Annotated in this window: 16 protein-coding genes and 2 pseudogenes; 10 read left to right on the top strand and 8 right to left on the bottom strand. The window is 71.7% G+C overall.

Annotated elements, in window-relative coordinates; translation table 11 throughout:
* Positions 1-12: 12 nt before the first annotated feature.
* From ACGFNH_RS18150 to ACGFNH_RS18130, 5 genes are all read right to left on the bottom strand, one after another.
* Positions 13-2,487, bottom strand: a complete 2,475-nt coding sequence (locus ACGFNH_RS18150; RefSeq protein WP_393654798.1) for a SpoIIE family protein phosphatase — start codon at positions 2,485-2,487, stop codon at positions 13-15.
* 35 nt (positions 2,488-2,522) lie between these two features.
* Positions 2,523-4,598, bottom strand: coding sequence for a SpoIIE family protein phosphatase (locus ACGFNH_RS18145; protein ID WP_393654796.1), 2,076 nt, complete (start codon positions 4,596-4,598; stop codon positions 2,523-2,525).
* A gap of 195 nt (positions 4,599-4,793) precedes the next feature.
* Positions 4,794-5,657 carry a hypothetical protein gene (locus ACGFNH_RS18140; RefSeq protein WP_393654794.1) on the bottom strand — a complete coding sequence of 288 codons (864 nt, stop codon included), beginning with the start codon at positions 5,655-5,657 and terminating at the stop codon, positions 4,794-4,796.
* Positions 5,658-6,656: 999 nt separating this feature from the next.
* Complete coding sequence (locus tag ACGFNH_RS18135) at positions 6,657-7,940, bottom strand: acyltransferase family protein (protein WP_393654792.1); 1,284 nt, start codon at positions 7,938-7,940, stop codon at positions 6,657-6,659.
* Positions 7,937-10,285: a glycosyltransferase gene (locus ACGFNH_RS18130; protein WP_393654790.1), complete on the bottom strand. Its 2,349-nt coding sequence runs from the start codon at positions 10,283-10,285 to the stop codon at positions 7,937-7,939. The genes ACGFNH_RS18135 and ACGFNH_RS18130 overlap by 4 nt, the downstream gene beginning before the upstream one ends.
* A 907-nt stretch (positions 10,286-11,192) precedes the next feature.
* Between ACGFNH_RS18130 and recQ the strand changes: the two genes are divergently transcribed.
* The 3 genes from recQ to ACGFNH_RS18115 all read left to right on the top strand — a co-directional run bounded on the left by recQ (position 11,193) and on the right by ACGFNH_RS18115 (position 14,087).
* Complete coding sequence (gene recQ / locus ACGFNH_RS18125) at positions 11,193-13,118, top strand: DNA helicase RecQ (protein WP_393654788.1); 1,926 nt, start codon at positions 11,193-11,195, stop codon at positions 13,116-13,118.
* Positions 13,119-13,248: 130 nt separating this feature from the next.
* Positions 13,249-13,758, top strand: a complete 510-nt coding sequence (locus ACGFNH_RS18120) for an SRPBCC family protein (RefSeq protein WP_393654787.1) — start codon at positions 13,249-13,251, stop codon at positions 13,756-13,758.
* Positions 13,755-14,087 (top strand): ArsR/SmtB family transcription factor, encoded by a 333-nt coding sequence (locus ACGFNH_RS18115; RefSeq protein WP_393654785.1) that lies wholly within the window; start codon positions 13,755-13,757, stop codon positions 14,085-14,087. Before ACGFNH_RS18120 ends, ACGFNH_RS18115 begins: the two co-directional genes overlap by 4 nt.
* Before the next feature lie 326 nt (positions 14,088-14,413).
* On the opposite strand, the pseudogene ACGFNH_RS18110 reads toward ACGFNH_RS18115, so the two are convergent.
* A pseudogene (locus tag ACGFNH_RS18110) lies at positions 14,414-14,929 on the bottom strand (GNAT family N-acetyltransferase); the annotation flags it as partial.
* Positions 14,930-15,100: 171 nt separating this feature from the next.
* On the opposite strand from ACGFNH_RS18110, the gene ACGFNH_RS18105 reads away from it, so the two are divergent.
* The gene (locus tag ACGFNH_RS18105; RefSeq protein ID WP_393654783.1) at positions 15,101-16,108 is read left to right on the top strand and encodes an RNA polymerase sigma factor RpoD/SigA; all 1,008 of its coding nucleotides are present in this window, start codon (positions 15,101-15,103) and stop codon (positions 16,106-16,108) included.
* A 986-nt stretch (positions 16,109-17,094) separates the two neighbouring features.
* Here ACGFNH_RS18105 and ACGFNH_RS18100 read toward each other — a convergent pair.
* Positions 17,095-18,258: a low temperature requirement protein A gene (locus ACGFNH_RS18100; RefSeq protein ID WP_393654781.1), complete on the bottom strand. Its 1,164-nt coding sequence runs from the start codon at positions 18,256-18,258 to the stop codon at positions 17,095-17,097.
* Between the two features lie 208 nt (positions 18,259-18,466).
* On the opposite strand from ACGFNH_RS18100, the gene ACGFNH_RS18095 reads away from it, so the two are divergent.
* From ACGFNH_RS18095 to ACGFNH_RS18070, 6 genes and pseudogenes are all read left to right on the top strand, one after another.
* Complete coding sequence (locus ACGFNH_RS18095) at positions 18,467-19,531, top strand: MFS transporter (RefSeq protein WP_393654779.1); 1,065 nt, start codon at positions 18,467-18,469, stop codon at positions 19,529-19,531.
* A complete protein-coding gene (locus tag ACGFNH_RS18090; RefSeq protein ID WP_393654777.1) occupies positions 19,528-21,735 on the top strand; it encodes a molybdopterin oxidoreductase family protein in 2,208 nt (735 codons plus the stop codon). Before ACGFNH_RS18095 ends, ACGFNH_RS18090 begins: the two co-directional genes overlap by 4 nt.
* A 7-nt stretch (positions 21,736-21,742) precedes the next feature.
* Positions 21,743-22,342: a 4Fe-4S dicluster domain-containing protein gene (locus ACGFNH_RS18085; RefSeq protein WP_393654775.1), complete on the top strand. Its 600-nt coding sequence runs from the start codon at positions 21,743-21,745 to the stop codon at positions 22,340-22,342.
* Complete coding sequence (locus tag ACGFNH_RS18080; RefSeq protein ID WP_393654773.1) at positions 22,339-22,959, top strand: Rieske (2Fe-2S) protein; 621 nt, start codon at positions 22,339-22,341, stop codon at positions 22,957-22,959. The genes ACGFNH_RS18085 and ACGFNH_RS18080 overlap by 4 nt, the downstream gene beginning before the upstream one ends.
* Positions 22,950-23,213, top strand: a pseudogene (locus ACGFNH_RS18075) (hypothetical protein); the annotation flags it as partial. The gene ACGFNH_RS18080 and the pseudogene ACGFNH_RS18075, both read left to right, overlap by 10 nt.
* 65 nt (positions 23,214-23,278) lie before the next feature.
* The gene (locus ACGFNH_RS18070; RefSeq protein WP_393654771.1) at positions 23,279-23,479 is read left to right on the top strand and encodes a hypothetical protein; all 201 of its coding nucleotides are present in this window, start codon (positions 23,279-23,281) and stop codon (positions 23,477-23,479) included.
* 91 nt (positions 23,480-23,570) lie between these two features.
* Here the strand turns inward: ACGFNH_RS18070 and mscL are convergent, their stop codons facing one another.
* A complete protein-coding gene (mscL, locus tag ACGFNH_RS18065) occupies positions 23,571-24,059 on the bottom strand; it encodes a large conductance mechanosensitive channel protein MscL (protein WP_393654769.1) in 489 nt (162 codons plus the stop codon).
* Positions 24,060-24,279 lie beyond the last annotated feature (220 nt).

Here is a 24,279-nt window from a genome sequence, read left to right as displayed (position 1 = left end):
ATGCCGCCCGGCTCACCACTCCGCCGACAGCAGCGCCTCTCCGAGGCCCCCCACCTCCGGTGCCGAGACCAGGGGCTGTTCGGTCCAGATCGTCTTGCCCTCGCGTACGTAGCGCGTGCCCCAGCGTTCGGTGAGCTGGGCCACCAGGAACAGGCCGCGCCCGCCCTCGTCCGTCGTGCGCGCGCGGCGCAGGCGCGGGGAGGTGCTGCTGGTGTCGGAGACCTCGCAGATGAGATGGCTGTCGCGGATGAGGCGCAGGACGAGGGGCCCGCCGCCGTAGCGGTAGGCGTTGGTGACCAGCTCGCTGACGATGAGTTCGGTGGTGAAGGCGATCTCCTCCAGCCCCCACTCGGTGAGCTGCGCCGCGGCGAGCGCACGGGCGCGGGCGGCCGCGGTCGGTTCCGCCGGGAGCTGCCAGGTGGCCACCTGATGGGGCGCCAGCGCGCGGGTGCGGGCGACGAGCAGCGCCGCGTCGTCGTGGGAGCGGTCGGGGGGCAGCGCGTTCTCGACCGCGGCGCAGATGGACTCCAGCGGGCGGGAGGGTTCGGTCAGCGCGCTGCGCAGCCGGGCCAGCCCCTCGTCGAGGTCGCGGTGCTGGGCGCGGATCAGGCCGTCGGTGTAGAGGGCGAGCACGCTGCCCTCGGCCAGCTCCAGTTCGGCGCTCTCGAACGGCAGGTTGCCCAGGCCCAGCGGCGGGCCTACGGGGGAGTCCGGCAGCAGCACCGACCCGTCGGGCGTCGCCACGGCGGGCGGCGGGTGGCCGGCGCGGGCGAAGGAGCAGCGCCGGGAGACCGGGTCGTACACCGCGTAGAGGCAGGTCGCGCCGATCACCTGCGGGGCGGGCTCCCGGGTCGGCTCGTGCTCCGCGGCCAGGCGGTCGACGAGGTCGTCCAGATGGGAGAGCACCTCGTCCGGGGGGAGGTCGAGATAGGCGAGTGTGTGGACGGCGGTGCGCAGCCGGCCCATGGTGGCGGCGGCGTGGATGCCGTGGCCGACCACGTCGCCGACGACGAGGGCGATGCGGAGCCCGGAGAGCGGGATGGCGTCGAACCAGTCGCCGCCCACGCCCGCCGTGGCGTCGGCCGGCAGGTAGCGGTGGGCGACCTCGACGGCCGGGTGCTCGGGGACCCCGCGCGGCAGCAGGCTGCGCTGCAGGGCGAGTGCCGCCTCGTGCTGCTGGGTGTAGCGGCGGGCGTTGTCGATGCAGACGGCGGCGCGGGCGGCCAGTTCCTCGGCCAGGGTGAGGTCGTCCTCCTCGAACGGCTCCGGCCGCCGCCACCGCCACAGGCTCACCACGCCCAGGACGAGCCCGCGGGCCATCAGCGGTACGGCGATGAGCGAGTGGACGCCGAGGTCGCGGACGCGTTCGACCTTGTCCGGGTCGAGGGACGACCAGCTGGGCGAGACCTCCAGGACGGCTTCGAGTACGGGATGCTGCTCGGACATGCACAGCGCCTGCGGGGCGTCCGACGGGAAGCGCATCACGTGCCCGACCGGGTACATCAGGTCGGACGCCTCCGGCGAGACGCTGTGGACGGCCGTACGGGACAGGGCGCCGGTGGACTCCTTGGTGGTCTCCTGGCCCCGTGTCACGGGTTCGAGCAGGTCGACCGAGACGCAGTCCGCCAGGTCGGGGACCGCCACCTCGGCGAGTTCGCGTGCGGTCCTCGCCACGTCCAGTGTGGTCCCGATACGGGCGCTCGCCTCGTTCACCAGGGCGAGGCGCTGGCGGGCGCGGTAGCGGTCGGTGACGTCCTCGACGGTCTCGGTGACCCCGAGGACGCGCCCGGCGGGGTCCTCCATCCGGAAGGCGGAGATGGACACCACCCGTTCCTGGCCGGGGTCGTGCTGCAGCCGTCCGCGCTGCTCGATGAAGATGGTGGGCTCGCCCGTCGCGAGCACCCGCCGTAGATGTGTCTCCACGCGGTCCGTCTCGGGCTCCATGAGGAAGTCGCCGAGGCGCAGCCCCGGGAACGCCTCCGGCGGGATCTCGCCGAACCGGGCGATCGCCCGGTTCACCCGCAGGAACTTGAGCTCGGGGTCGTGCACCACGAGGCCGATGGGGCACCTGCGGAACATCCCGTCCAGGACCGACCGGTCCGTCTCCCACTGCACCACCTGCTCGGCGGGGGCGCCGACGACGAACCACTCGGGCCCGTGCGGCCGTGCCATCGCCCGGACCCGGCAGCCCAGGTCCACCCGCTCGCCGTCACGGCACCGGACGGGCACCACCCCGAAGTAGCAGCCTTCCGACTCCCCGCAGGCAGTCACCGCATGCATGACGTCGTCCTCGTCCCGCGGATCGACGAGGAACTCGCGTGCGGGGCGCCCCAGCACCTCCTCGGCCGTGTAGCCGAGCAGCTCCTGCGCCTGGGCGCTCCAGCCCACGATCGTCCCGCGGCCGTCCAGTACCGCAGAGGCAGAGCGGTGCACGGCGAACGGGTCGTCCGGACCCTCGCCGGGCGTCGTCACCGGTATGTCCACCATCACCTACCACCCTCGTACGAACCGGGGACGAGCGCTCATCGGCCCGCCGGGGCCCGGAGCGAAGGCCTGGCGAAGAGCACCGCCACGTCGTCCTGGACCACGGGGGGCAGCATCTGGTTCAGCATGCCGTCGCAGATCTCCGCCAGCGGCCGGTCGAGCTTGCACAGGGCCGCTGTGAGTTCGTGCATGCCGCGGCCGAGGTCCCGGTCGCGTGCCTCGACGAGCCCGTCGGTGTACATCACCAGCAGACTCTCCGGCGGCAGCAGGACCCGTTCGGCGTGGAAGTCCCCGCCGCCCGCACCCAGGGGCGGGCCCGGCGGGCCCTCGATGAATCCGACCCGGCCCTCTGTGTCGGCCACCACGGGCGGCGGGTGGCCGGCCCGGCTGATGAGGACCTCGCCGGCTGCCGGGTCGTGGACGGCGTAGGCGCAGGTCGCCATCTCGTACTCGCCGAAGTCGGACACGGCGGCGTCGAGGGAGACCAGCATCTGCGCCGGCGGGATGTCGTGGCGGGCCAGGGTGCGCAGCGCCGTACGGAGCTGGCCCATGACCGCCGCCGCGTGGATGCCGTGCCCCATCACGTCCCCGATGACCAGCCCGGTCCTGCCGTCGGGCAGGGCGATGACGTCGAACCAGTCGCCGCCGACCTCATGGGCGCTTGCGGGCAGATAGCGGGCGGTGAGGTCGAGCCCGGTCACGGTCGGTAGCGAGGTGCTCATCAGGCTGCGCTGGAGGGTCAGGGCGGCGCGCCGCTCGCTGGTGTACATGCGGGCGTTGTCGATGTTCAGCGCCGCCCGCGCCACCACCTCGTCCATGAGCAGGCATTCCTGCTCGTCGAACGGCTCGCGGTCGCGGGTGCGGGTGACGATGACGGCCCCGAGCACGGTGCCGCGCGCGACCAGCGGCACGAGTCGTGACGCGCCGACCCGCCGGCGCAGGTAGTCCCGCAGCCCTTCGGCGCCGGGGTCGGTGATCAGCGCGGGGATGTCCGACATATAGAGGTTGATGGCGCGCCCGTTGGCGATCACCTGCTCGTACACCGACTTGCGCGGCACCTGGTAGGTCATGCCCACTGCCAAGTCCTCCCGGGGAGCGGTCGGATCGGTGTAGATGACGGCCACGCGGCGTACCCAGCCCTGGGTGGACGGTGCCTCGTCGGGGCCGAGCACCTCTTCCAGCAGGTGCACATCGGCGGAGTCGGCGAGCTGCGGCACCAGGACCTGGGCCATCTCCTCGGCGGTGTGCCGCAGGTCCAGGGTGGTGCCGATGCGCGTACCGGCGGCGGCGAGCAGCGCGAGTCGTGCGCGGGCCTGCTCGACCTGGGTGTGGGCGAGTTGCTCCTCGGTGATGTCGATCAGGGAGGCGATCACGCCCAGCCGGCTGCCGGCGCCGTCCAGCAGGGGCGCGTACGAGCAGGACCAGATGCGCTCGTGATCGGGGTCGGCCGGGGTGCGGCCGGGGCGGCGGAGGTCCACCACGGCCTCACCGCTGTCCAGGACCTGCCGCATGACGGCTTCCAGGCCGGCCGCGTTGACGTCCGGCGCGATCTCACCCACCCGCCTGCCGATGTGCTCGGAGGCGGGCACGCCGGTCATCCGGGCCAGTGCCTTGTTCACCCGCAGGAAGCGCAGGTCGGGGCCGAGCATGGCGAGCCCGATGGGGGACTGGGCGAAAAGCCCCTCCAGTGCGGCCAGCGAGTCCCGCATGCCCACGACCGCGGAGGTCTCCGCCGAGACGACCAGGATGCCCGTACGGCCCTGCTCGTCCGCGGAGGGGCAGATCCAGGTCTCCATTTCGACGAGGTGCCCGTCGCGGTGGCGGACGGGGAGGCACCCCACCACGGCCTCGCCCCCGAGGACGCGGCTCATCAGGCCGTCGGCCAGGTCCCAGTGCGTCTCGGGGACCAGGACCGGTTTCAGGTTCTTGCCGAGGAGCTGGTCGGGCGTGTAGCCGAGGAGTTCCCGGGCGGCGAGCGACCACTGCACGATGCGTCCGTCGGCATCGGCCCGCCACAGGGCGATCGGAAGGAGGTCGCTGAACACGCCCGCATAGCCCACCGCCGGTGCGGGCGGCTCGGGCACATCACTCGGTGACTCGTGCGTGTCCTCCACGATGCCCCAGTTCCCTGGCCGTGGACGCTCCGCGTGCCGGCGCCGACGACGCCGGCCAACGGCCCACGGACCATCGCTGCAGCGTCCTTCGGGCGCAGGCTCTTCTGGCACCAGGCTATCGCGGAGGCGCGGGACCGGGCAGGGCGTGCGGTGCGCGGACCGGCCTCCGCGGCCCCGGGGCGAGCGGCGGGCGGGCTATGCGCGGGGCACGAGCAGCTCGGTGTTCCGGTCCCCGGGCGCCCCGGCCCAGCCCGTGTGCACTCCGCCGACGAGACCCGCGGCGATACCGGGACCGTTGTACGACAACTCCCGGTACAGCGACGCGAGGCCGACGGCCGAGAGGTCTCCGGGCTCCGTGCCGTACGGGGCCGCGGATTCGATCAGCGTGGTGAACAGGGGGAGCGTCCCGTCGTGGTTGTCTGCGAGCTCGATCACCCGCGCATGGTGCGGATGGTCCACGTGGGAGGCGGTGTTGACCTCCCAGAAGGACCGGTGCGCGGTGGGGTGGCCGTGCGCGGTGATCCGGTTGACATGGCTGTGGCCGTTGATCCGGGCCACGACCTGAGGAAACCGGCTGAGCAGCGCGATGACCTCCTCGCCGTCGTGTCGCGGTTCGTCGCCCGCCGCCGCGTCCGGACGCCGCGTCATGGTCGGGCTGTTGTGGTGGCTGAAGACAAGAATGCGGGCATCGTCGGCGCCCGGGTTGTGCACCGTCCGGCCGTCCGCGTCGTGGTGGAAGGAGCTGTGGGCGGCCAACGTCCGCTCCAGCCAACGCAGTTGACCGGTGCCCAGCGATCCTTTGTAGTGGCCGCTGCGGTATGTGGTGTCCAGGCTGACGCCGATGACGCCGATGACGCCGTCGGCGCCCGGGAACGCGTAGTACATCCGGTCGCCGTCCAGGTGGTCCTCGGTGTAGCCGTGCCCGGCAGGACCGGCGCCGGTGTACGCGGGGTCCAGGTGGGCGGCGATGTACTCGTGCGGGGTGAACATCCGCCGCCGCTCGTCCGGTGCGACGGTCCGCGCCATGGAGGCGTGCCGGCGCAACAGGGCCTTCAGCACTGTGCTCCTGGGGTCGTCGCCCGATACGGCCGCCGCTCATCGTGGTGAGGAACCACTCCAGTTCGAGCGCGGAGTTGTTGTCGACGTTGTCGCCCGTGGACATCACGAAGGCCGGCGGCCGTCCGGTGTGCGGGCCTGCACGCAGCGCGCGCACCTGCTCGACGAGGGCGACCGCGCCCGCCGCCGTCAGTGCCTCCTGTGCCCGCCACGCGCCCGGCTGCCGGGCGCGCAGGAACTCCGTGCGCAGCGGGCTCTGCACATCGGCCATGTGCAGGTCTGTGAACTGGACGAAGCAGGCGAGGGGGGTGCGCCGGTCCTGCCGTCCGCCGCGGGGCGCGGCGAGCTCACCCCGGACGGCCGGAGGCCAGCCGGGGCCCTGCACCAACCGGTGGTAGTACCGCTCCCGGCGAAGCGGGCGTCGTCTCCAGCGTCGTCGTGCCGTACGGGGCGGCACGCCGCGCGGGGCGGGGGCGTACGGGACGGGGGGCCGCGGGCGGGGGCCTGTGCGACTGAGGTGTGTGTGGGGGAGCAGTGTCGGGGCGCGGTCCGGGGACCAGCGACCAGGCCGCTCCCGTCCCCGCGACGGCGGTACCGGAAGTGAGCAGGAAATGACGGCGGTTGACGGCGGACGCGGTCCCGGCCATGAGGCCCTCCGGCCGCGCCGCGGGCAGGTCCCGGGGGCGCGGGCAAGCCGATTCGGAATTATTCATTCCGGAGACTGGAGGGCGGATGTGACCCGGATGTGAACGTCGCCGGAACGCCGGAACGCCGGAACGCCGGAACGCCGGAACGCCGGACGCCGGGCAGCCGTCGCCGTACGAGCGCATGCGCTGCGACGCCCCTCGCCGTACGCGCGCATGCGCTGCGACGCCCCTCGCCGTACGTCCGCATCCGCTGCGCGACCTGTCGCGACCGTGCGTGACGGGCTCCTCGCGACGAGCCCGCCCGCGCCGGAATCCCGATGGCGCGCGGGCGGCCACGCGCGGGCGCACCACCGCCCTAGCGCGCCGCCTCCGCGTAGAAGTCGCGCGGCTTGCCGGACTTGTCCTTCAGCCGTCCGAGCAGGCCGGAGGGGTACTCGATCAGCCAGTAGCTCGCCACCGCCACGGGCACCGCCACCGCCAGGACGATCAGCGTGGCCAGTGGATAGCCGCCCGGGCCCGAGGGCAGCAGGCCGGAGGTGTAGAGCTGGAGCATGATCGGCTCGTGCCAGATGAAGAGGCTGTAGCTGACAAGCCCGGCACCGGTGAGCCAGCGTGCCGTCAGCGCCTTGTGCCACCGGCCCTGCCGCCGGACGTGGATCGTGCCGAACAGCAGCAGCACCCACAGCAGCGCGGCGAGCGGGTGGAAGAAGGTGAACAGGGCGTTCTCCGGCCGCGAGATCAGCGACAGCAGGAACAGGGCCACCAGCACGGCGCTCCGCAGGGCGATCGCCGGTCCCGTGCTCATCCGGCCTCGTTCCCCGAGCGCGATCTGCGCCACCGCCAGCCCCATACCGGCCGCGAAACCGCCGAAGCGGGCCTGCGGGCCGAAGTACACCGGCCATTCGGTGTGCGGGATCCCGTACGCGTAGTGGGCGACGGCGATCCAGATCACCGGGACCACGAACAGCAGCAGGCATCCGCCGGCGCACAGCGCGATCCGGGAGCGCCGCAGCCGGAGCGAACGGCAGGCACGTACGGCCACCGGCCCCAGTGCGACGAGCGCGAGATAGAACATCATTTCCAGCGACAGGGACCAGGTCGGGCCGAGGGTGTAGAAGATCTGCTCCTGGCTGAAGACATGAGTGAACGTCAGATGCTGGACGAGATCGGTCCAGTTGCCCGGCAGCGTCGGATTGCGGGACGCCCAGACGAGCAGGACGGCGAGGAAGTACAGAGGCACGATCCGTATCGCGCGCCGGAAGAGGAACACGCCTGCCGGGCGCACCGAGCCGCCGTCGATCGCCGCCCGCGCGTACGAGAGCGTCAGCAGATACGCGGACATCACGAAGAAGAGGTCGATCACCTCCAGCGAGATCACCGCTCCGAGATACGGGTTGTCCACCGGCGGGTGGATGCCGTCCGCGTCGTAGCGGAAGTACTGCTGCCAGACGTGGAAGACGACCGTGCTCAGCGCGGCCAGACCGCGGAAGCCCTCGATCTCCCGCGCCCGGCCGCCGGGAGGGGCACCTTCCGGCGGCCGGGGCGAGGAGACCTTCTCGGTGCGTGCCCCGGCCGCTTCGATGTGGGGGGAAGCGGCCTTCGGCCGAGGGGCAACGGTGGGTGCGGACGTCGTGCTCACGGCTGGGCCACCGCCTTCGCGGCGCGCGGCGTGACACGCCACTGGCGGTCGCCCAGCGCCTCCTTCAGGCAGGCCTGGCGGGCCAGCATGTTCTTGAAGTGGCTGTAGAAGACCGTGGACACCAGGACGTAGTGCCAGAACCACCGGCGCCGCGTGCGGAGTTCGGGCGCCGCCAGCCGCCACGCGAACACCGCCTGGATCAGCCCGGCCGAGACCGTGAAGAGCGTCGCCAGCAGGCAGACGGGTACGGCCCAGTCGAGTTCGCCCACACCGCCCGCCCGCCAAGCCGAGTACAGCAGCACGGGCAGGATCTGCAGTGTCAGCCAGGGCTGCACCTCCCGCCATCCCAGCAGCACGAACAGACCGGCCTTCTGACGGCGTGTGAACACCGGGGAGCGCAGGGCCTGCCACAGATGCCGGAGCGAGACCTGCAGCCAGCCCTGGGCCCAGCGCGACCGCTGGTTCCACAGCGAGGTGAGGGTGGTGGGCGCCAGTTCGCGCGAGATGAGCGTGCGGTCCATGGCGAACCGCGCGCCCTCCTTCAGCGCCCGCATCGTGGAGTCGATGTCCTCGGTCAGCATCGAGCCGTGCATACGGGTGCGGGCGAGGAGGTCGGTGCGCCAGAAGCCGTTGGAGCCGCCGAACACCCCGAATCCGTAGAGCCGGGTGCGGCCCGGGTGGCTCACCGCGTAGATCGCCTCGAACTCCACCGCCACCAGCCGGGAGACCCAGGTGCTGTCGCCGTTGCGGACGACGCAGTGGCCCTGGACGACGTCGTAGCCGTTCGACAGCCAGTCCCAGGCGTGCCGGAAGGCGTCGCGTGCCGGGTGGTGGTCGGCGTCGAAGATGCCGACGAACTCGCCGCGGACGCGCGTGACGGCGGCGTTGATGTTCTGGGCCTTGGACGTGCTGCCCTGGACGGGCAGCAGCACCAGGCGCGGGTCCCGGCGTGCGATGGCCCGCAGCGTGTCCTCGACGGGCAGGGGATGCGGGGTGTTGTACGCGAGCACGATCTCCAACTCGCCCGGATAGTCCAGGCACAGGAACGACTCGACGGTGTCGACGATCGTGGCGGCCTCGTTCGGCAGATACGCGGCGATGACCGCGCTGGCCGTCGGATACGGCGAACCCGGCCCGGCCGGACGGGGGACGGAGTCGAGGGAGTAGAGGCACTCCAGCACGATCAGCAGCGCGGAGAGCAGCAACCCGGAGACCACCACCCAGTACATGACGGAGCCCAGGTCGAAGCCCATCGCGTACACCTGCTGGTAGAGCACGAACGGCACGCCCACGCCGACCGCGAGCACCACGACCGGGGAGAGCCACGTCAGCACGGTGCGGACCGCCGCGCCCAGGGGATTGCGGCGGGGGGTGCCGCGCATCCACGGGGCGTACCGCACCGGGCGCAGATCGCGGTGGGTCGACGCCTCGGCCGTCGCGCCGCGCGCCTGCTCCACAACCCGCGTCCGGCGGTCGCAACCGGCCAGGGGCGTCCAGCCGATCGCCGGGGTCAGCAGCACGTTCTCGTCGGCGACGATGAAGCGGGTGCCCGCGACCGTGTGCGCGAACTTCTGCAGCCGGCGGCGCGCGGACTCGTCGTCCACGCCGGGCATCAGCATGAGCAGCCGGCCCTCGTGGTCCCAGCCCAGCCGGTCGCAGGGGCTGCCGAGCTTCTCGGCGACCGCGGCGAGGCGTTCGGCCACCTCGCGGCGGACGCGCGGGCCGAGCCGGGACTCCAGCACGCTCATCTCCGCGACGCTCACGATCGCCAGCACACCGCCGCTGCGGGCGGGGCGCGGGCGCTGGAGTTCTCGGTCGAGCTCGTCGAGGAAGTGCGGCTCGGAGTAGAGGCCGGTCCGCGGGTCGAGCAGGAGATTCTCGACCGGGACAGGAACGCGGCGCAGTTTCGCCTCGATACGGGCCGTGAGTTCGACCGGATCGGAGGTCTCGGGTATGCAGTCGTCGGCGCCCTGCCGCAACATGTCCGCGACATCGGCCGGGCCGGGGTTGTCCGTCACCATGAGCAGGGGCAGCGCACGGCCGGCGGGGGCATCGCGGACCTCGCGGATCACATCCAGCCCGTACGCGCCGAAGGGCCCGCTGCGGTCGTCGTCCAGGGCGACGATCGCGTCCGGGGGTGCCTGCTGGAGCGCCTCGGTCACGCGGCCGGGCAGAGCATGGCTCACCTCGTGCCCGGTGGAGAGCAGGGTCCTGGTCAGCTGCTCGAGTCTCGGTCCGGGCATGCCGATCGCCAGCACGCGCCCACCGGTGGGGGGTTGTTCGTCCCGGCGGCCGGGGAGTGCCGCGGACGAACGCAGTGAGATGGTCGGGTGCGAGGTGAGCACCTGTGAATTTCCTTCCTCTGCACGGAAGTTGTGGAAAATCCGGTACGGCTGCCTAGAGCGCGGGAATGCGTAGGGGGTTGTGTCCTCCGGGTGGAACGGCCCGTGGACACGACGGAAACAATCGGTGGACTTCCCGCCGGGGGCGGCGTGATGAGAAGGCGCGCCCGCGGATACGCGAAGCGCGGGGATGCTCAGGGAGTACTCAGGGATCCGGTACTCAACGGCGGGATAACCCGCAGCCCGTGAGGAAACCGGAGCCCGTGAGGAAAGCCTCGGCCCGTGAGGAGGCCGTGGACAGTGGAGCCCTCGGAATGCTCCCCGGAATGCCCGGAGCCCGCGGGTGTTCGTGGCCCGCGGGTGCTCAGGGCGAAGCGCGCATCGGCTTCGGGGCCGGGCGGACCTCCGGATCCGCACGGCAGCCCGTGCCATGGCCCCTGCGGTGCAGGTGCGGGGACAACTGCGCGCCGTGGTCGGCTCGTTGAAGGCGGCTGCGCTCCGGCCCGCCCGGGTGGGGCGGTCCGTGCGGAGGCCGCCCGGTCGCGTGGGGGCGCGGCGGGGCCGCACCCCGGAGCGCACCGATGCGCTCCGGCGAGTTCTCCATATTGCGGTCCCATCCTTGTCGGATTGTGGGGGAGGACCTGTGGGTGTTCGGCGTGAACTCCAGGCTGTGCCGCGCCGATATGCCGGCAGCGGCGACACCAGAGTTCATCGTCACCGTGTCATGAAACGTACGCAGAAGTAACGCCTTGATTAAAGCCGCCACCAGGGGTCCCGCGAGTGGACACACCTCCTGCGCAATGTGAAGGCATTGCGCGGATGAGGTTTATGGAAATCGCTTGTCGTTCCGCATTTCTGTGAGGGAGAGGGAACGGCCCGCGCGGTATCCGCATCCTCCTAGGATGGGCGGATGGACGACCCCGAGGCGACCGGTCCCGTGACGAGCGACCCGAGTGACGACAGTGACGTGAGTGACGGGCAGGACAGCACCGTTCCGGATGCCGGAGGCGCGGCCGAGGCACCGGCTCTGCAGGCGCTGCGACGCGTCTTCGGCTACGACTCCTTCCGGGGCGAACAGCAGGAGATCATCGAGCATGTGGTCGCGGGCGGCGACGCCCTCGTCCTCATGCCCACCGGTGGCGGCAAGTCGCTCTGCTACCAGATCCCGGCGCTCGTACGCCGCGGCGTCGGCGTCGTCGTCTCACCGCTCATCGCGCTCATGCAGGACCAGGTCGACGCCCTGCGTGCCCTCGGCGTGCGTGCCGGATTCCTCAACTCCACCCAGGACCTCGACGAACGGCGACTGGTCGAGGCCGAATTCCTCGCGGGCGAACTGGACTTGCTCTACCTCGCGCCCGAGCGGCTGCGGGTCGAGGCGACGGCACGTCTCCTCGAACGCGGCGAGATCGCGCTCTTCGCCATCGACGAGGCCCACTGTGTGTCCCAGTGGGGCCACGACTTCCGCCCCGACTACCTGGCCCTGTCCGAACTGCACGAGCGCTGGCCCGACGTCCCCCGCATCGCCCTCACCGCGACCGCGACGCCCGCCACCCACGCCGAGATCGCCTCCCGGCTGAAGCTGCAGGACGCACGGCACTTCGTCGCGAGTTTCGACCGGCCCAACATCCAGTACCGGATCGTGCCCAAGGCCGAACCCAAGAAGCAGCTACTGCACCTCCTGCGCACCGAGCACCCCGGTGATGCCGGCATCGTCTACTGCCTGTCGCGCGCCTCGGTGGAGAAGACCGCCGAGTTCCTGGTGCGCAGCGGGATCGAGGCGCTGCCGTACCACGCCGGGCTCGACGCGCGGACCAGGGCGGCGCACCAGTCCCGCTTCCTGCGCGAGGACGGTGTGGTCATCGTCGCCACCATCGCCTTCGGCATGGGCATCGACAAGCCCGACGTACGGTTCGTGGCGCACCTGGACCTGCCCAAGTCCGTGGAGGGCTACTACCAGGAGACGGGCCGGGCGGGGCGCGACGGCCTGCCGTCCACGGCCTGGCTGGCGTACGGCCTGCAGGACGTCGTCCAGCAGCGGAAGCTGATCGCCGATTCCGACGGCGACGAGGCCCACCGGCGGCGCCTGGCCACCCACCTCGACGCCATGCTGGCGCTCTGCGAGACCGTCGAGTGCCGTCGCGTCCAACTCCTGGCCTACTTCGGGCAGAAGGGCACCGCGTGCGGCAACTGCGACACCTGCCTGACGCCGCCCGAGTCCTGGGACGGCACGGTCACCGCGCAGAAGCTGCTGTCGACCGTGGTCCGGCTGAAGCGCGAACGCGGTCAGAAGTTCGGGGCCGGCCAGATCATCGACATCCTGCTCGGGAAGAAGACGGCGAAGGTCATCCAGTTCGACCACGACGCGCTCAGTGTCTTCGGGATCGGCTCGGACCTGCGCGAGCCCGAATGGCGGGGCGCGGTACGGCAGTTGCTGGCCCAGGGGCTGCTGGCGGTCGAGGGCGAGTACGGCACGCTGGTCCTCACCGACGCAAGCGCCGCCGTGCTGCGCGGGGAGCGCGAGGTGCCGCTGCGGCGCGACCCGGAGAAGGCGGCGCGGGCCGCGAAGCCGCCGAGGGGCGACAGCGCGCGCCGCGCGGCTCCGGCGGACCTGCCGGAGGAGGCGGTGCCGGTCTTCGAGGAGCTCCGCGCCTGGCGGGCGGCCACCGCGAAGGAGCAGGGCGTGCCCGCGTACGTGATCTTCCACGACGCGACGCTGCGCGAGATCGCCACGGCGGCGCCGTCCACGCTCGCGGAGCTGGGCGGAATCGGGGGCGTGGGCGAGAACAAACTGGCGAAGTACGGCCAGCAGATCCTGGACCTGCTCGCCGGGGGGTGAGGCGTCCCCGTCTCCACGGCTTGATGCGCAACCCAGGGGTTGCGCATCGACAGTGAACGTGCAACTTTGGAGTTGCGCATCAGGCCGCTGGGGCGAGGGCCGCGAGCGGACACGCACGGAGGTGAACCCCATGGCGGACAGCCGGGACAGTGACAGTCGGGACGGCCGCGCAGGCGAGCGGGACGGTGAGGACAGGATCGTCCGGGAGATCCGGATCGACGCGCCCGTCGACCGGGTCTGGGCGGTGCTCACGGAGCCTGAGCACATCGGCCAGTGGTTCGGGCAGGGCAAGCCCACGCCGATCGACCTGCGCCCCGGCGGCATCATGCACCTCGACCACGGCCGGTACGGGTACTTCCTCACCCGGATCGTCACCGTCGAGCCGCCGCGCTCCTTCGCCTACCGCTGGGCCAGCGGCTTCCCGGGCGAGGAAGCGACGGAGGAGAACTCCACGCTGGTGGAGTTCACACTGACCGAGGACGGGGACGGCACGCTGCTGCGGCTGGAGGAGAGCGGCTTCCTGGGGCGCGCGGTCCCGGCCGAGCCCAGCCCGGACGACACCTACGAGAGTCATGGCGCGGGCTGGACCGGCATCCTCGACCTCGTGCGCGCCCACGTCGAGGCGCTGGGCGCGGAATGACCGCTGAGTCCGAGGCCGCGGACGAGGCGTTCGCGGCACTGGCCGACCCGACTCGGCGTCGGCTGCTCGACGCCCTCGCCCGGCACGGCGAGGCCACGGCGACGGTCCTCGCGGCCGAGGTGCCCGTCAGCAGGCAGGCCGTGGTGAAGCACCTCGCCGTACTGGACCGGGCGGGGCTCGTCGCAGGCCGGCGGGAGGGGCGCGAGATGCGGTACGTGGTGCGGCCGGAGGCGCTCGGCGCGACCGCGCGCCTCCTGGAGCGAATGGCCGCCGAATGGGACGCCCGCCTCGCGGTGATCAAGCGCATCGCGGAGTCGGGGCAGCCGTAGCGGGCGTCTCCGCTGGGGGCGCGCCCGCGGCCTGCGCCGGATGCGGTGGCGCGTTCGCGGTGGATGGCGCGCGGGTGCGCAGTCTCTGCTTGGGGGCCCGGTGCCCGCGGTCGACCGCCGGGAGTGTGCCCGGTGCCGCGGCGATCGAGGGCAGGGGACAGGGCGGTCGAGGGGCGGGCGGCGTGCGGCTATCCCGCCTCGGCCCCGCTCCGTATGCCGCCCCGCATGCCGCCCACGCCGCTCGCGTCGCCCACGCCACCCATCACATCCGCGCCACCCGCGGCGACGGTCCTGTCCGCCACGCCGGTCTGATCCGCGCGCCGCCCGAGCGGCTTCTCGTACCAGGCCACGTCCCAGTAGCGGCCGAACTTCCGCCCGACCTCGCGGAATGTCCCGGCCTGCGTGAAGCCGAAGCGGCTGTGCAGGCGGGCCGACGCCTCGTTGGGAAGGGCGACGCCCGCGTACGCCCGGTGCAGATCCTCGCCCTCCAGCGCCTCGAACAGCGCCTTGTAGAGCTGTGTGCCGATGCCTCGCCCGCCCGCGTCGGGGGCGCAGTAGACGCTGACCTCGACCGAGGTGTCGTAGGCGGGCTTGGGGCGGAAGCTGCTGCTCGTCGCGTACCCGAGAATCCGGCCACCGGGCCGCTCCTGCGCAACCAGGAGGCGGTGCGGGCCGTCTTTCCTGTGGGAGAGCAGCCACGGGCGGCGTTCCTCGGACGTGAAGGGCCTGGTGTCGAAGGTGATCGCCGTCTCGCGGACGTAGTGGTTGTAGAGGTCCGTGAGGGCCTCCAGGTCGTCCTCCGTGCCGGGTCTGACCTGCACTTCCGAAGATACCGACACCATGTCGCCTCCCTGCGTGGCCGGACAGGGTACTGCATGATCACAAAAATTGTCGGGCGGCTTGGGAATTGTGTCCGGATTCCAGTCGTTGTTTCCATCGGAACGGGCACCCGATGTCAGGGTGAACCGCCGCCACGAACCTGCGTCAGACCGGACACGTGAAAGGGAGCACGCATGGCAACCCGCGCCGTCGCCCGTCGTCAGTCCGACGGCACGACCACCGAGACCGACCGGGTGAACAGTGGTCGCGCCGTTGGCGGAGAAATCGCCGACCGTGACTTGGTCGGCATGTATCTGGACGAGATAGCGCGCACACCTCTGCTCGACGCCGCCAAGGAGGTCGAGCTGTCCCAGGCCATCGAGGCGGGGGTCTACGCCCGGCAGATCCTCGACGACGAAGCCGGTGGGACCGAAGGAGCCGGGGCGACCCATGAGGAGCTCGAGGTCCTGGCCGCCGAGGGCGAGCGCGCGAAGGACGTCTTCATCCGTTCCAACCTCCGTCTGGTCGTCGCCGTGGCGCGCCGCTATCCGCGCAGCGGGCTTCCCCTGCTCGACCTGATCCAGGAGGGCAACGCGGGCCTGGTGCGCGCGGTGGAGAAGTTCGACTACACCAAGGGCTTCAAGTTCTCGACGTACGCGACCTGGTGGATCCGGCAGGCCATCACCCGTTCCATCGCCGACCAGTCCCGCACGATCCGGCTCCCCGTCCACCTGGTGGAGGAGCTCGGGCGGATTCGGCGGGTCCAGCGCGAGTTCAACCGGGAGAACGGCCGCGATCCGGAGCACGGCGAGATCGCCGAGGAACTCGGCTCCACGACCGACCGCGTCGGCGATGTCCTCGACTGGGCGCGCGACCCGGTGAGCCTGAACATGTCGGTGGACGACGAGGGCGAGACCCAGTTCGGCGACCTGCTCGAGGACACCTCCGCGGCCACGCCCGAGCAGTCGGTCCTCGTGATGCTGCGGCGTGAGGGGCTGGACGATCTCATCGGCAGGCTCGACGAGCGCACGGCGTCGATCATCAAGATGCGGTACGGCATCGACGACGGCCGGGAGCGCACCCTGACCGAGGTCGGCAAGCAGCACGGCCTGACCCGCGAGCGGATCCGGCAGATCGAGAAGCATGCGCTGCTCGAACTGAAGAAGCTCGCTCGCGACACGGGTTTTGATGAGGCGGCGTAGTGCCCGCGAGGGCATTGCGTCCTCCCCCTGAACAGAGCCCCGGCGCCTACCCCCCCTGGCGCCGGGGCTCTCCTGTGTCGCGGGCCGAGTGCGTTCCCGTGTGTGGGCCGCGGGCGCCCTGTGGGGGTGTCGCCGCCGCGGAGGCCGGAGTGAACCGTGGGCCCGTCCCGGCGTCCGCCCGGGTGGCCGTCCCCCCTTCCTGGGGTCCCCCCCGGTCCTGGGGTCCGCCCCCTGCCCGCCCCGCGTCCGTCCACCCCCGTCCGGCCCTGCGTCCTCCGCGCGTCCGTCCGCGAATCCCGACAGGGGGCCGTTCGCGGGCCCGTTCTGCCCGCGGGCGCGTGTGCCCGGCACCGGTCGCGGCCCGAGGCCGCGCGCCGCGCGCCCCGCGGCTCGTGCCCGCGGGCGCGGACTCGCTCCCTCGTGCCCGCGGGGCGGCGCGGACTAGTTCCCGAGCGGGCGCGCCCGCGGGCACGACCGATCGGCCGCCGGTCCGTGCCGGTTCGCACCCGCACCTCGTACTGCCCACACCCCGGCCCCCTTCCCTTCCCTCCCTCAGCGGAACGCGTCCGCGTGATCGGCCGCCACAAGTGCGGAACGTCCGGCCGGTGCCGCCGAGGTCCAGCCCTCCCGGGACACCGGTTCGGGCCGTCGCACCCTCTCGACGTAAGCCGAGAACACGCCGTCCGCCATTACGGCGGGACGGCTCTGGGCGAACATCGAGGCGCACGTCCTCCACCGGCATCTCCTCGAAGGCCGCACGGGCAGCCGACCGACGGCGTCGGCGATGGCGTCGGCGTCGACCTGTTCACGCGCGGTCAGGGGTCCGGGCCGGCCAGGACATACGTCCGGCCGTTGTGGCCCGGTTCCGTAATGGCCGGGGGCCGGGACTGCCCGCGATCTCCCGTCCATGGATCAGCGGCCGGGCGAGGTCTCCGAACGAGTCCTCCGCTACGTCGGGCGGACTCCTGCGTTGTCTCCTCCCGGACTCATGTGCCCTCCCGCTCCGGTTCCCCGAGCCCGGCTCGCCTCTGACGCGTGGCCACCGTGACGCCGGCCACCACCGAGAGAGCCGATACGACGCCCGCCAGCAGCACGGCCGCATGCCCCGTGAACGTGCACGCCAGCACGAGGACGGCCGTCACCGGCAGGACGGCCTGGCCGATCCCGCGTTTGCCGTGCCGGGCGTGCAGCAGCCAGACCGTGAACAGATACAGGGCCGTGGGGATCGTGACGGTCAGCGCCGCCGCCTCAGCGGATATGTGGGCCTTGCCGACAGCCTCCTCGACCGCGACCTCGATACCCGCACCGATGGCGGCCGCCGAGCCGAAGACCAGGTAGTGGCCGTACCCCCAGAGGAACGCCACCCGGTTCGAGGTGAGCCGCTCGTGCGCCGGGACGACGAAGTAGATCCACCACGCGGAGAAGATGATCAGCAGGCCGCCGGCCGCGATCGGCAGCAGATGGCCCAGTTCGTCGCTCTCGTCGACGGCCACCCGGATGCCCGTCGTCGCCGCCAGAACGGTCTCGCCGAGGACGATGATGATGAACAGCCCGTACCGCTCCGCGATGTGGTGGGGGTGCCAGGTCGTCTGCCACTTTCGCTCGGCCCACAGGGGGACGGACAGCTCCAGGAGAGCCATCACCAGGAACAGCCAGGGCCGGGCATGGTCCGGCAGGAACAGCAGCCCGACCCACCCGATCTGGCAGGCGGTCACCCCGGCGACGTATCTCAGGGCCATGCCGCGCTCCGCGCCGCCGGCCGACCGGGCGGACCGCAGCCACTGGCTGACGAGCGCGACCCGCATCACCAGGTAGCCGAACCAGACGAGCGCGAAGTCGTTGTCGTCGAGCGCGCGGGACACACCCGCCGCCAGGATGAGCACACCCGTCATCTGGACCAGCGTGGTGACCCGGTAGAGAACGTCGTCGGTGTCGTACGCGGAGGCGAACCACGAGAAGTTCATCCACGCCCACCAGATGGCGAAGAAGACCATGGCGTAGCCGACGACACCATGCGCGTAGTGCCCCTCGGCCAGAGCGTGGGCCAGGGACACTCCCGCCTGGGCGATGGCCACGACGAAGACCAGGTCGAAGAAGAGCTCCAGCGGGGTGGCGGCGCGGTGCGTCTCATCGCGGCTGCGGGCGGTCATACGGCGCAAGGGCACGGCGGCGCCGCCGTGCCCCGGGCCCACTGGGTCGGACCGGCCCGACCGTGCGTGCTCGCTCATCTCGGGTCCCCTCCGCATCTCGTCCCCGTGTTCCGTGACGGTCCGTAACCTGTCCGCATCCTCATCTCACCTCTCACCCGCGCGCCCCGCATATCGGGCTTCCCGCCTCATAAGCCGTTACGTTGACCGTGTGTCCGAGCCCTCAGCCGCACGTCCGGCAGCAGCGGCGCCGTCCCCCACCGCGCTGCGGGCGACCATCGTGGCCACCGCCGTCTCCCTGCTGCTCGTCCTCGCCATCGTGCTCGGCAGCCGCTACCTCCGGACCTTGGACGCCGCTCTGCTGCCCTACGCCGTCGCGACCGTCTTCCTCGCCTTCGGTGTCGCCTACCGCTGTACGGTCCGCCTCGCGGCGCCCGCACCCCGCAACCTCCACCGGCAAGGCCGGCATTCCCTGTTCTCCGCGGCCGGGCTCCGCGCGGTCCCCGCTGCCCTGGCCCGTACGCTCGCCGTCCAACTCGGCTTCAGGACGCCCCCGGGCGCGGGCTCGCGTATCCGGTGGATCGCACATCAGCTCATCGTCTGGGGCTGTCTGCTCGCCGTGCTGATCACCTTTCCGATGACCTGGGGATGGGTGTCGTTCACCGCGACCAGCCCCGCGGGCCCCGGATACATGCTGCGGATCTGGGGATTCGAGGTGCTCGGCTTCGACGCACTCAACGTCGTGGGGTGGGCACTGTTCCATGTGCTGGACCTGGCCGCCGTCCTGGTCATCGCGGGCGCCGGGTACTTCCTCTGGCAGCGCATGCGCAACCGCGGCGGAGCCACCGGCCAGAACTTCGCGTACGACATGCTGCCGCTGCTCGCGCTGATCGTGATCGCCGTGACCGGGCTGCTCCTCACCTTCTCCTCCCTCTTCCTGGGCGGCCGGGGCTATGCCTTCCTGGCGGTCCTTCACATGGTCTCGGTGGTCTTCACCCTCATCTGCCTGCCGTTCGGGAAGTTCTTCCACATCGTGCAGCGGCCCGCCTCGGCCGGTGTCGGGCTGCTGGGGGACCGCGCCCGGCGGTCCGGGGAGATCCTCACCTGCCGCCGCTGCGAGGAGCCCCTCGGTACGGAACCCGCCGCAGCGAACCTCCGCACCACGATGGGCGAGCTCGACCTCCGCCTCGAGGAGTGGGCCGGGTACTGCCCGCGCTGCAAACGGAAGATGCGCGGCGGCGCGTACTTCGCCGAGGCCAAGAAGAGCACCACGTGACGGCGCCCGGCACCGGTGAGACGCGCGTGCCGACCCACTGCTGCTACTGCGGCGTGCAGTGCGGCCTCTATCTGCGAGTGGACCGGCGCGGCACGGTCTTCGGCGTCGAACCGCGCGACCATGACATCAACCGCAAGCGCCTGTGCTCCAAAGGCATCGATGCCTACCAGCAGTTGGGCCACGCCGACCGGCTCACCACCCCGCTGATCCGGGGCACACGCGACGAGCCCTTCCGCCGGGCGACCTGGGAGGAGGCCCTGGACCACACCGCCTCCGAAATGCGGCGCATCCAGGCGGCGTACGGGCCCGATGCCGTGGGCGTGCTCGGCGGCGGAAGCCTGACGTGCGAAAAGGCTTATCTCCTCGGCAAGTTCGCCCGGGTGGCATTGCGGACCCGGCATGTCGACGGCAACGGAACGCTGGGCGCCGCCGCCGCGAGCGCGGCCGCCGACCTGGCCTTCGGCATCGACCGGTCCGCCAACCCCTTCGCCGACATGCTGCTGTCCGACTGCCTTCTTCTCGCGGGCTCGAACACCGGGCAGTGCTTCCCCGTCGTGATGCAATACGTCTGGGGCGCACGGGACCGCGGGGCGACGCTGATCGTCGTCGACCCCCGCGAGACCGCTGTCGCCCGCACCGCCGACGTTCATGTCGCCCTCCGTCCCGGCACCGACTCGGCCTTCTTCAACTCCGTTCTCCACGTGGCGATCCGCGACGGACTCACCGACCGCGCCTTCCTCGCCGCGCACACCACCGGCTGGGAGGAGGTGCGGAAGACCGCCCAGGCGTACCCGCCGGAGCGCGCCGCCGCGATCTGCGGCGTTCCCGTCGCGCAGGTGGAACAGGTCGGACGGATCTTCGGGCGCGCCCGCAACGCCATGGCCTGGCACGCACGCGGCCTCCAGCACCACACCCACGGTGTGGGCAACTGCCTCTCCCTCATCAACCTCTGCGTCGCCACCGGCAACATCGGCCGACCCGGCGCCGGATACGGCACCCTGGCGGGCCAGGCAAACGCCTCGGGCGGACGCGAGCACGGCCTGCACGCCGACACGCTCCCCGGCGGCCGGTCCGTCACCGACCCCGAGCACCGTCGCGACATCGCCCGCCTCTGGGGCATCGACCCATCCCAACTCCCCGACACCGGGGTCTCGATGGCGGACATGCCCCGCCTGATGCGCCGCGGCGAGATCCGCGGCCTGATCGGTGTCGCCACCAACCCCCTCGCCTCCCTTCCCCATCGTGCGGCAGCCAAGGACGCCTACGACGCGCTCGACTTCCACGTCCAGTGCGACGTCTTCCTCTCCGAGACCGCCGCCGACGCCCATGTGGTCCTGCCCATCGCCTCGTGGGCCGAGGACGAGGGCGTCATGTCCAACGCCGAGGCCCGGGTGGTCAAGCACAACAAGGCGCAGAACCCTCCCCCCGGGGCGCGGACCGACATCTGGGTGCTGTGCCAGCTCGCGCTGCGTCTCGGCTCGGGCGACGCGTTCGCCTTCGCCGGATCGCGCGAGGTCCTCGACGAACTGCGGACCGCCTCCGCCGGCACGCCCTACGACTACTCCGGCATCACCTACGAACGGCTGGCGGAGACCGGTGGTATTTCCTGGCCCTGCCCGTCCACCGACCATCCCGGAACACCGCGGCTCTTCGAGGAGGGCCGCACCCACCACCCCGACGGCAGGTTCCATCTGCAGCCCGTGGAATGGCAGGAGCCCCCCGAACCGCCCGAAGCGCTGTACCCCCTTTCGCTCACCACCGGCCGCGCCGGTGCGCACTACCTCTCCGGCAACCACACACGGCGGTTCCCGGACCTCACCGAGCAATCCCCGCACCCCTGGGTCGAGTTGCATCCCTCGCACGGCTACGGCACGGGTGACGCGGTCCGTGTCGTCACCCGCCGCGGGGCGGTCGTTCTGCCCGCCGTGGTCACCGAGGCCATCCGCCCCGACACGGTGTTCGTGCCGCACCACTGGCCCTTCCCGGCCGCGGCGAACGCGTTGACGTCCGACGCGCGGGACCCGCAATCCCACGTCCCCGCCTACAAGCAGTGCGCCTGCCGGATCGAACGGGGGCAGGCCACCGACGAAGTGCCCGGCCCACCCCCGCCGCCCACCGCGGCTCGCGCCGCCCGCACCGCGGACCCAGCCACCTCCGTACGGTCCGCGGACCTCAGGAACCCCACCACGGGCGAGAGGGGCTGAGCCGACGATGATGGGCAGGACACTCTTCATCGACCCGGACCGCTGCACCGGCTGCGGAGCCTGTGTCTCCGCCTGCCGTCAGTGCGACTCCCACCGCGGCACCGCGCTCGTGCACATCGACCAGCCCGACGAGGGCCGCAGTGCCGCCTCCTTCCCCACCCCGTGCATGCATTGCGAGGACCCGGCCGCGCCGTGCGTCCAGGTGTGCCCGGCCGATGCGTTGCGCATCACCCCGGACGGAGTGGTGCAACAGACCGATGTCACCCGGTGCATCGGATGCTCGGACTGCGTGAACGCCTGCCCGTTCGGGGCCACGGAGATGGACCTCCGCACCAAGGTCCCGATGAAGTGCGACCTGTGCCACGACCGCACGGCACAGGATCTCGACCCCCTGTGCGCCGCCGTCTGCCCCACTGGCGCGCTGTTCTACGGAACTCTCGAGGAACTGCACGCCGCACGCCCCGGCGTCCAGGTCACCGACGCGTTCGCCTTCGGCGACGTGACGGTCAGAACGGGCGTGGCGACGGTCGTACCCGCAGACAAGGTGCAGTGGCCGGTGCCCGGCGGGCTCCCGGTCGTCGAGGTGAACGGAGTGGACGTGCGATGAGCCTGACGGAGGAGACGGATGACCGGCCGGAGGCACCGCCAGGTAGCCCCGGCGCCGGCCCCCCGACCACCCGGCGGGACTATCTGCGCATCCTGGCCGTCGTTTCCGGTGGCCTGGCGCTGGGCGGTGCCGGGGTCGCCGGAGGGATGCTGCACCGGGAGGCCGACGCCGACGGCTCCCCGGGCCCCAAGCGCATCGCCGCCCGGCTCCCGGTCGGCCAGGCCGTCGCCTTCCGCTATCCCGGGGCGGACGACCGGGCCGTCGCGGTACGGCTCACCGACGGGTCCCTCGTGGGCTATTCCGCCGTCTGCACCCACATGGCCTGCGGGGTGCTCTGGCGCGAAAAGCCCCAGGCCGACGGCGAGTTGTACTGCCCGTGTCATGAGGGCGTCTTCGATGCCCGCACTGGCGAGGTCGTCGCCGGGCCGCCCCCGCGCGGCCTGCCGAAGGTGGCGGTCGTCGAGCAACTGGACGGCAGCATCTGGGCGATCGGGTCCGCCCGCTCCGGCGAGACGATCGAGGAAGGACTGTGCCGTCAGTTGCTCAAGAACTACCCGGACACGGCCCGCGAGATCGGTTGCCCGGGAGCTCCGCCGGTGGGGAGTGAACGGGTGTGACAGACCCGCGCGTTCGGCACAGCGGCCCGGGCATGGGCTCGGACGCCCAGCAGCAACCAGGACGCTCCACGCGGCTGTCTGGGCGCCTTGCCCTGGCCATCGCCGTGGTCGTCGGACAGCTCTGGGCGCTGTCCGTGGCCGTCGACGCCTGGATGCAGGGGAGCACGCGCACGGCTTGGTGGTGCACGGGCTTTCTCGGGCTGTCGTTCGCCGTCGTCCTGGCGCTGTGGCTGCTGGATCCCCAGGACCGCTGAACCGGACCCCATCGCACCGGCACCTGTCGGAACCGCCTCCGACGCCACCCCCGTACCCTGGGCGCATGAGCACTGTCCCCACGCCCGAACGGCCCGAGCCTGCAGAAGGCGCCGCCGCTCCGGCGGCCAGGCTGGACTTCGACGATCCACTGGCCCGGCCCTCCACGGACGACTCCGACCAGGGCTGGGGTGACCGCACCTCGGGCGGCGAAAGCGCCTCCGACCTGGCCCGCTTCCTCGACGAGAAGCCGCCGCACCACGTCTGACCGGCAGGTCGATCCGCAGCGACCGCGCGGCACGAACCCGGTCCGCGCCACCACCGCCACCGTGATGCCTGCCGCTCTCCAGCGGCCGGTGCTACGGCTGGTGCTTCTGCGTGGGCAGACGGCCCGGAGCCGTGCCGTCCCGCTGAGCCGCCAGTAGGTCGCGGATCTCGGCCAGCAGCTCGATCTCGGTCGCCTGGGCCGGTGTGGCGTCCAGGGGAGCCTTGGCCGCTTGCCGCTCCTTGTACCGGTTCATGGGCAGGATCATGAGGAAGTAGACGACCGCCGCCGTGATCAAGAACGTGATCGAGGCGCTGAGCACCGAGCCCCAGAGGAAGTAGAGCCCGTCGGTGACCTCGCCCGATGCGTTCTTCACACACTTGTCGCTCAGACACAGCGAGTAGTGGTCGAGGTTCGTGGAGCCGATGGCGCCCAGGACCGGATTGATGAAGCCCTTCACGATGCTGTTCACGATGTTCGTGAAGGCGGCTCCGATGACCACCGCGACCGCGAGGTCCACCACATTCCCGCGCATCAGGAACTGCCTGAAGCCCTGCAGGATGCCCTTGTTCTCCTCGCTCACCTCGGAGCCTCTCTCTGAGCGCACGATCAACGGACCAGACGGCTCCGCAATCTACGACAGGGAGGGCGAGCGCTGTCCAATCCCCGCCGCCTGGAGTGGCCGCGGCAGCCGCCAGCGCCGCCACGGCGGCGAGCAGGACGGCCACGGTGCGCCGACGCTTCCGTAAGGCTCTGAGCAGGCGATATCGGCGGCCGCCCGACCGCACGGGAGCGAAGAGAGG

The organism is Streptomyces sp. NPDC048639 (assembly GCF_043199075.1).
Lineage (GTDB): Bacteria > Actinomycetota > Actinomycetes > Streptomycetales > Streptomycetaceae > Streptomyces.
The sequence above is the reverse complement of the archived record's forward strand: the minus strand, read 5'-3'. Positions and strand labels throughout refer to the sequence as shown.

What these genes read in the sequence shown, in the direction of transcription:
- ACGFNH_RS18150 (WP_393654798.1), bottom strand. Translation starts at nt 2,487, where the DNA reads ATGGTGGACATACCGGTGACGACGCCCGGCGAGGGTCCGGACGACCCG.
- recQ (WP_393654788.1), top strand. Translation starts at nt 11,193, where the DNA reads ATGGACGACCCCGAGGCGACCGGTCCCGTGACGAGCGACCCGAGTGAC.
- ACGFNH_RS18120 (WP_393654787.1), top strand. Translation starts at nt 13,249, where the DNA reads ATGGCGGACAGCCGGGACAGTGACAGTCGGGACGGCCGCGCAGGCGAG.
- ACGFNH_RS18115 (WP_393654785.1), top strand. Translation starts at nt 13,755, where the DNA reads ATGACCGCTGAGTCCGAGGCCGCGGACGAGGCGTTCGCGGCACTGGCC.
- ACGFNH_RS18105 (WP_393654783.1), top strand. Translation starts at nt 15,101, where the DNA reads ATGGCAACCCGCGCCGTCGCCCGTCGTCAGTCCGACGGCACGACCACC.
- ACGFNH_RS18100 (WP_393654781.1), bottom strand. Translation starts at nt 18,258, where the DNA reads ATGACCGCCCGCAGCCGCGATGAGACGCACCGCGCCGCCACCCCGCTG.
- ACGFNH_RS18085 (WP_393654775.1), top strand. Translation starts at nt 21,743, where the DNA reads ATGATGGGCAGGACACTCTTCATCGACCCGGACCGCTGCACCGGCTGC.
- ACGFNH_RS18080 (WP_393654773.1), top strand. Translation starts at nt 22,339, where the DNA reads ATGAGCCTGACGGAGGAGACGGATGACCGGCCGGAGGCACCGCCAGGT.
- ACGFNH_RS18070 (WP_393654771.1), top strand. Translation starts at nt 23,279, where the DNA reads ATGAGCACTGTCCCCACGCCCGAACGGCCCGAGCCTGCAGAAGGCGCC.